Here is a 7,484-nt window from a genome sequence, read left to right as displayed (position 1 = left end):
GCCCGACACCACCCGGTATGACCGCAGCTTTGACATCCATTTCCGGTTGCGCGAGGAAAGCCGGCACAGCCCGGCCATCGTGATGGGGCTGCGCGATTTTGGCGGTACCGGCGTCTATGCGGCCGAGTATTTTGTGGCCACCAAGACCATTCAGGACCGGCTCAAGCTGACCGGTGGCATCGGTTGGGGCCGCATAGCGGGGCGGGGCGCGTTTTCGAACCCGCTGGGTGTGTTTGGCAGCCGGTTCGACACCCGGCCGCCGCCAAATTCAAACGGTCAGGGCGGTGAGCTGGAATTCGGCAACTGGTTCCGTGGCGATGCGGCGCTGTTTGGGGGCGCCAGCTGGCAATATAATGACCGGCTGACCTTTCTGGCCGAGTATTCCCCCGATCTGTACAGCCAGGAAGCGGTCAACGACAGTTTCCGGGTCAGATCCCCGATCAATGTCGGGGTCCAGTACCGGTTCGACAATGGCACGCAGCTGACCACATCTTTTCTTTATGGCTCCACGCTGGGGCTGACGCTGAGCTATTTCGTCGACCCACGCAAATCGGTGGCGCCGGGCGGACAAGGTGCCGCGCCACCGCCGTTGCAGCCCAGATCCCAGACCGCTGCCGCCACAGCAGACCGCGCGACCGGTGACATCCGGTCCCGGATGCAGGCCGCGCTGGCGCAGGAAGGGTTGCGGCTGGTCTATCTGTCGGAGACTGGCGATACGGTTCAGGTCGGGGTCGAGAACACCACCTATGGTCAGGCCGCCCAGGCGTTGGGGCGCACCGCCCGCGTGCTGACCAATGAAGAACCCGCCCAGACCGAGCATTTCGACATCGCTCTGATGTCGAACGGCGTGCCGCTGAGCGCGGTGCGGGTCAATCGCGACGACCTGTATGAGCTGGAACACGACCCCGACAATGCCTGGCGCAGCTTTGCCCGGGCCGAGGTGTCGGACACGCTGCCGCTGGTACAGGGCGGCATTCTTACGGATGCTTACCCGCATTTCTCCTACCGGTTCGGGCCGTATCTGAACTTTTCCTTCTTCGACCCCGACGACCCGCTGCGATACGAGGTGGGCGCCGCGCTGGGGCTGGATTACACGCTTTCGCCGGGCTTCACCCTGTCGACCGGGCTGCGGTTGCCGATCCTCAGCACGCTGGATGACAGCACCCGGGTCTCGGATTCGCCGCTGCCGCATGTGCGCTCAGACTGGGCGATCTATGCCCGCGAATCCAACCTGCGGATCGAACATATGACCGGCGAGTATCTGTGGCGGCCGGGCACGAACCTTTATGCCCGCACCACGCTGGGCTATCTCGAGACCATGTTCGGCGGGCTGTCGGCGGAACTGCTGTGGTATCCCACCAACAGCCGCCTGGCGTTGGGGGCCGAGGCCAATTATGCGGTGCAACGCGATTTCGACGTGCTGTTCGGCTTTCAGGATTATTCCGTCGCCACCGGGCATGTCTCGGCCTATTACGATCTGCCGGGCGAGTATCACGCGCAGGTCGATGTCGGGCGTTACCTGGCGGGCGATTATGGCGCCACCTTCACGCTGGATCGCGAGTTCAACAACGGCTTCAAGGTTGGTGCCTTCTTTACCCTGACCAATGTCAGTTCCGAGGAGTTTGGCGAAGGCTCGTTCGACAAGGGTATCCGGCTGGAAATCCCGGTCTCATGGCTGACCGGGCGTCCGTCGCGCAACAAGATCGCTCAGACCATCCGCCCCGTTCTGCGCGATGGCGGCGCGCGACTGCATGTGCGCAACCGGCTCTATGGCGTCACCCGCGAGGCCCGCGCGCAGGACCTGTCGCGCGGCTGGGGGAGGTTCTGGCGATGACAGCCCTGCGCCGCCCTGCCCTGCTGGCCCTGCTGGCCCTGCTGGCCCTGATGCTGATCTCCTGCGGCGACGCGCAGGAAGATGTCGATCTGCTGAAGGGGGCGCTGTTTCCCAATGCGCCCCGGTTCCATCCGCGCGCGCAGGCGCTGGCCGCGCGCCGCCCGATCCCGCCGCGGCTTGAAGTCGGCTTTCCCGCCCGCGATCTGGCCGGGGTCATGTTGCTTGAGACCGAGCGCGCCGGGGTACAGACCTGGCTGAGTGCGGATGGCGCCGCCATCACGCTGGATCAGGGGCTGCTGACCTCGGCCAAGGGGTTCGGCGGCGGTCTGGCCGGATCGGATGTCAGCCAGAGCGCGGCGCTGATCCTGAGCGGCGGTTCGGGCCGGGCCGAGCGGTTCCACAGCTTTCTCAACGGCAATGACGAGATCGAGCTACACGCCTATCGCTGCCGGATCACCCCGTTGGGGTCTGACCCGGTGGTGTTGCAGGGCACGCCCGTTGCCGCGCAAAAGCGGCAAGAGGATTGCTATGGGGTGGCCGAGACCTTCAGCAACATTTACTGGGTGCAGGACAGCACCGGCCGCATCGTCCAGTCCTCGCAATGGACCGGCGATTTCCTGGGCAACATGGTCATAAAGGTGGTGCCCGATGAGAGTTGAGATTTTGAACAGCAAAGGACAGCGCGTGCGCCATTTCCCCCTTCTTCTCAGTGCGCTGGCCCTGAGCGGCCTGATCGCCGGATGTTCAACCATCTACCGCAGCCCCTCGGTGACCGCAGGCGTGTCGGATGCCGGCAAGGTCCGTGTCGTGCCGGTCACACCCGAGACCGTGCTGGTGGCCAACCGCTCGCCTTATGCGCCCAAAACCCTGCCTTCGGTGTTTGGTCTGTCGGCCGGATCGGGCTCCTCCACCAGCTTGCGCGGCACCGGCCCCCTGCCCGAGGCGCCCTCGACCCAGGACGGATCACGCGCCGGGCTGCAGCTGGACCCGCCACCGCAAGTGAACCCCGGCCCCTACACCATTGGCATCGGCGACGTGCTGGTGCTGTCGACCCCGTCCACCCAAGGCACCGCCGGAGAGCTGTCGGGCCTGCTGGCCGCGCAGAACAGCCGCAACGGCTATACCGTGCAGGATGACGGCTCGATCAACATCCCCGATGTCGGCCGCGTGCGGCTGGTCGGCCTGACCGTGGATGAGGCCGAGGCGCTGCTGTTCCAGCGTCTGGTGGAAAACCAGATCGACCCCACCTTCAGCCTGGAAATTGCCGAGTTCAATTCCCGCCGCGTCTCGGTCGGCGGCGCCGTCGGCCAGCCCGGCATCCAGCCCATCACCCTGACCCAGCTGACCCTGGGCGAGGCGCTGTCGGCCGCCGGGTCGGTCTCGGTCAGCGATATCGACAATTCCTCGGTGCGCATCTACCGCGACGGGCAGATGTATCAGATCCCGCTGGAAGATCTGTATGCGCGCACCGCCTTGCAGAACCTCAACCTGATCGCCGATGACTCGGTCTTTGTCGATACCGACTATGATCTGGACCGGGCCGAGCGCTTCTTTGCCCAGCAGATCGCTCTGCGCGAGACCGTGCTGGAAGGCCGCCAGACCGCCCTGCAAGAGCTGAACGTGGCCGTCAACCTGCGCCGCGCCGATCTGGAGGAACGCCGCAACAACTTTGTTCAGTCCATCGAACTGGACGCGGTCGATCGCGATTACGTCTACCTGTCCGGCGAGGTCCGCACCCAGGGCCGCTATGCCCTGCCGTTCAACCACGCGGCCACCCTGGCCGATGCGCTGTTCGACACCGGCGGCGGCATCGCCAAGGAAACCGGCGACGCATCGGAGGTTTATGTGCTGCGCGCCGCAACCGACGCCCGCGAGTTCGGCGCCGTCACCGCCTGGCACCTTGATATCCGCAACGCCGCACAGCTGACCCTGGCCGCGCAATTCCAGCTGCGCTCAAACGACATCATTTTCATCGCGGAAAACCCTGTCACAAAATGGGGCCGCACCATCAGCCAGATCACCCCATCCCTTGTCACGACGCCAATCAATGCCGCGGTAAATTAAGACACCCACCCGGGCACCGCCATCGCGCCCAATCAGCACAAGCGCGCTGGCCGCCCGGGCCGGTTCATTGCCTTCACGTCTTTCAAAAGCTTATCACACACCAAAAACACGATTATGGTCGCACCGGGCGTGCCGACCCTGGGTACACAAGGAACCAAGATATGAAGATCGCGATTGCCGGGATTGGCTATGTTGGCTTGTCCAACGCCGTGCTGCTGGCGCAAAACCACGACGTTGTTGCCCTGGATGTGTCCGCCGCGCGCGTGGACATGCTCAACCAGCGCGAAAGCCCGATCCAGGATGCCGATATCACCGACTTCCTGACCAACCGAACGCTGAACCTGACCGCCACCACCGATCCCGAAGCCGCGTTTGGCGGGGCAGATTTTGTCGTTGTGGCCACCCCGACCAATTATGATCCGCGCAGCAACTATTTCGACACCAGCTCGGTCGATACGGTGATCGACCAGGTCACCAGAGTGAACCCCGATGCTGTCATCGTGATCAAATCCACCATCCCCGTGGGCTTTGTCACCGATGCCCGCGCGCGGTTTGGCACCGACAATGTGATCTTCTCGCCAGAGTTTCTGCGCGAGGGGCAGGCGCTGCACGACAACCTGCATCCCAGCCGGATCATCGTCGGCGAACGCTCGGACCGGGCCAAGGCCTTTGCCGAGCTGCTGCTGGAAGGAGCAGTCTCAAAAGATGCGCCGGTGTTGTTCACCGACCCCGACGAGGCCGAGGCGATCAAGCTGTTCGCCAATACCTACCTTGCCATGCGCGTGGCCTTTTTCAACGAGCTCGACAGCTATTCCCTGGCCGGCGGCATGGACCCGCGCCAGATCATCGAAGGCGTCAGCCTCGACCCGCGCATCGGCGCGCATTACAATAACCCCTCGTTCGGATATGGCGGCTATTGCCTGCCCAAAGATACCAAACAGCTGTTGGCCAATTACAACCATGTGCCGCAGAACCTGATCCGCGCCATCGTCGATGCCAACCGCACCCGCAAGGATTTCCTCAGCGATCAGATTCTGATGAAAGGGCCCAAAACCGTCGGCATCTACCGGCTGGTGATGAAAGAAGGCAGCGACAATTTCCGCCAAAGCTCGGTTCAGGGCATCATGAAGCGGATCAAGGCCAAGGGCATCCAGGTCATCGTCTATGAACCGGTTTTGAGCGAGGATCATTTCTTCCACTCACCGGTGATCCGCGATCTTGACGCCTTCAAGCAGCAGGCCGACCTGATCCTCGCCAACCGCATCTCGGACGAGATCCGCGATGTCAGCGACAAGGTCTTCACACGCGATCTGTTTGGCGCGGACTGATCCCGACAGAGAGGTTTTGAGAATACAAAAAAACCCCGCCGCCGGAAGTCGGTGGCAGGGCTGTGCGCCGTGAACGGCGGATACCTTACGTCAGCACAAGCGCATGAATGCCCGACGCCGTCGTGCCGGTCGCATGCACACGCGTAACCCCCACCGGCAGGATCGAAAAATCCGTCACCTGAACGGTGCGCGTCTCCCCTCGCACCGTGGTCATCACCACGGCCCCGCCCGCCTCAACATAAAGACCAATCGCCACATCCGACAAATCCGCCACATCCGACGGCGCAACAGGCAAAACATCACGCGCAGGCCCCGAAAGGCTGGAAACGCGATTGATAAAAGGGTTCATGCTCATCAACCCAACCTCACTCAGTCATCTCAATCAGAAACACCATAAACAAAACACAACTAACACAACCAAAACACACCGAACGGAACGGCCAAAAGAGATGCAATAGCCCAGCCTCAATAGAAATACGGAAGGTTCTTTTCACGGGCAGCACGAACCCAGTTAGGAACAAACGGAATGATCTTGTCTTGCGATGGCACCATGATCTCGATGAAATTTGCCCCTGGGTTGGCTATGGCATCCGACAGGATCGGCTCGATATCAGCCTCTGAGGTGATGCGAGCCGTTTTGAATCCGAAGCCTTCTGCCACTTTGACATAGTCGACTGCACCGAAATCGGTGCTCCAAGGTTCGTCGACATCGTCAAGAAGGATCGCTTCACCTCGAATCCAGCCAAATGTATCGTTGCGTGTCAGGATCACAGTCACGTTCCTGCCTGATCGTTTGAGCGTTTCCATATCTCCGATCACAAACCCAAAGGACCCATCTCCGGTGAATGAAATCACCGGTCCGTCATTGGCAAAGGCGGCCCCGATACAGGCCGGAACCGAATATCCCAAAGCCCCCATCGAATAATTGGTAATGTACCGCCGCCCGGGTTTGCGGAAGGTCAGCAGCGCCGAAGGGTAGATCGCGCTGACGCCCGGCTCTGAGGTGACCACGGCATCATCGGGCATGATCTTGTCCAGCACTTGCGACAGACGTACAGGCGATAGCGAGCCTTTGGGCATGGGGATGTTGGAGTTGAATACCTTGTCGAGTGCGGTCTTCTTGACCGGGTTCAGATCGACCTTGGGCCGATCTAGGTCGGGGTGTTCGGACCGGATGAGTTCAACCATATATTCAAGACTGGCGCGCGCATCACCCACCATGCCGACCTGCACCGGAAAATTGTTACCGATATGGGCTTCGGCGATGTCCAAGTGCAGGAACGTCTTTGTGTTTGGGTCGCCATACAGCTTCCAATGATCGGTGGCGGCGCTGTCGGTGTTTGAGCCGATGAAGAAGATCGTGTCGGCGTCGTGGACGTACTGATTGGAATATTCCATACCTCCCCGACCACCAATCACACGTAGAGCCAGAGGGTGATCTTCGGGAATGGCACCCTTGCCCGGCGTGGTGGTGCCGACCGGGATTTGCAGCAGTTCCGCCAGCTCTAGAACTACGTTCGACGCTTTGGAGATCAGCCCCCCCTGACCGCAGACAATGGCCGGATTTTTCGCTTTGATCAGAATATCAATGGCCGCGCGGATTTTGCTGTGATTCGCGACCGGGCGATGAGCCGGGTAATGGCTGTACTCGGGCTCGGCGTAGAGGTCATTGATCTCAGCCTCTTCGCCGTAAATGTTGATCGGCACCCGGATATGAACGGGCGCAGGACGCCCCGACGTTGCCACACGGAAGGCGCGGCGAAGCAGGAAAGGGATGTCCTTGACGTTGGTCAGAACAAAGCTTTCCTTGCAGATACTGTCGTAAAGCCTGGTTTGATCAATACCCGTCAGCCCATGTTTCTTGTCCTGATTAATCGGGATGTCCGAACTGAAAAAGATCACTGGAACCGAGCTGAGAAACGCCTCGGTGATACCAGGTGTGCAGTGAGTGATGCCGGGGCTTGGGGCTTCAAGAACACAAGGTCGACCGGTGATCTTGGCATAAGCTTCGGCCGCGTAAGAAGCCGTGCGTTCGTCCCGCGTCAGAACAAACTCGATATCGCTGTGATCGCGCCATTCCTTGTACCAGCCGATTGTCGTTTCACCGGGCAGGCCAAACACATGGCGTACACCATGAAGCTCCAGCATCTTCAGGATGACCTGCGCGCCGTTCATCTGCATGGATTCTGCCGGTTTCAACACATGAACCTCCGTTTCGTGAGTCGCTTATTCTAATTGTCGACAATTAATTATACAGT

6 protein-coding genes are annotated in these 7,484 nt (G+C 60.9%); 4 read left to right on the top strand and 2 right to left on the bottom strand.

The window, feature by feature from the left end:
- The 4 genes from GOX21_RS19700 to GOX21_RS19685 form a co-directional block, all read left to right on the top strand.
- A partial coding sequence (locus GOX21_RS19700) for a YjbH domain-containing protein (RefSeq protein ID WP_170379921.1) occupies nt 1-1,834 on the top strand: 1,834 nt, incomplete at its 5' end.
- On the top strand, nt 1,831-2,493 hold the full coding sequence (locus GOX21_RS19695; protein WP_170379923.1) for a YjbF family lipoprotein: 663 nt from the start codon (nt 1,831-1,833) through the stop codon (nt 2,491-2,493). The genes GOX21_RS19700 and GOX21_RS19695, both read left to right, overlap by 4 nt.
- Nucleotides 2,483-3,898: a polysaccharide biosynthesis/export family protein gene (locus GOX21_RS19690; protein ID WP_170485420.1), complete on the top strand. Its 1,416-nt coding sequence runs from the start codon at nt 2,483-2,485 to the stop codon at nt 3,896-3,898. The genes GOX21_RS19695 and GOX21_RS19690 overlap by 11 nt, the downstream gene beginning before the upstream one ends.
- Before the next feature lie 161 nt (nt 3,899-4,059).
- Nucleotides 4,060-5,226, top strand: coding sequence for a nucleotide sugar dehydrogenase (locus tag GOX21_RS19685; protein ID WP_170379929.1), 1,167 nt, complete (start codon nt 4,060-4,062; stop codon nt 5,224-5,226).
- A gap of 85 nt (nt 5,227-5,311) precedes the next feature.
- Here the strand turns inward: GOX21_RS19685 and GOX21_RS19680 are convergent, their stop codons facing one another.
- Together GOX21_RS19680 and GOX21_RS19675 are read right to left on the bottom strand one after the other, a co-directional pair.
- Complete coding sequence (locus GOX21_RS19680; protein ID WP_226689899.1) at nt 5,312-5,581, bottom strand: spike base protein, RCAP_Rcc01079 family; 270 nt, start codon at nt 5,579-5,581, stop codon at nt 5,312-5,314.
- Between the two features lie 110 nt (nt 5,582-5,691).
- Nucleotides 5,692-7,428, bottom strand: a complete 1,737-nt coding sequence (locus GOX21_RS19675; protein ID WP_170379396.1) for a thiamine pyrophosphate-binding protein — start codon at nt 7,426-7,428, stop codon at nt 5,692-5,694.
- Nucleotides 7,429-7,484 lie beyond the last annotated feature (56 nt).

Source organism: Ruegeria atlantica (assembly GCF_013032005.1).
Lineage (GTDB): Bacteria > Pseudomonadota > Alphaproteobacteria > Rhodobacterales > Rhodobacteraceae > Ruegeria > Ruegeria atlantica_A.
Note: the sequence above shows the minus strand (reverse complement) of the source record. Positions and strands in the feature narration are given on the sequence as shown.

What these genes read in the sequence shown, in the direction of transcription:
- GOX21_RS19695 (WP_170379923.1), top strand. Translation starts at nt 1,831, where the DNA reads ATGACAGCCCTGCGCCGCCCTGCCCTGCTGGCCCTGCTGGCCCTGCTG.
- GOX21_RS19690 (WP_170485420.1), top strand. Translation starts at nt 2,483, where the DNA reads ATGAGAGTTGAGATTTTGAACAGCAAAGGACAGCGCGTGCGCCATTTC.
- GOX21_RS19685 (WP_170379929.1), top strand. Translation starts at nt 4,060, where the DNA reads ATGAAGATCGCGATTGCCGGGATTGGCTATGTTGGCTTGTCCAACGCC.
- GOX21_RS19680 (WP_226689899.1), bottom strand. Translation starts at nt 5,581, where the DNA reads ATGAGCATGAACCCTTTTATCAATCGCGTTTCCAGCCTTTCGGGGCCT.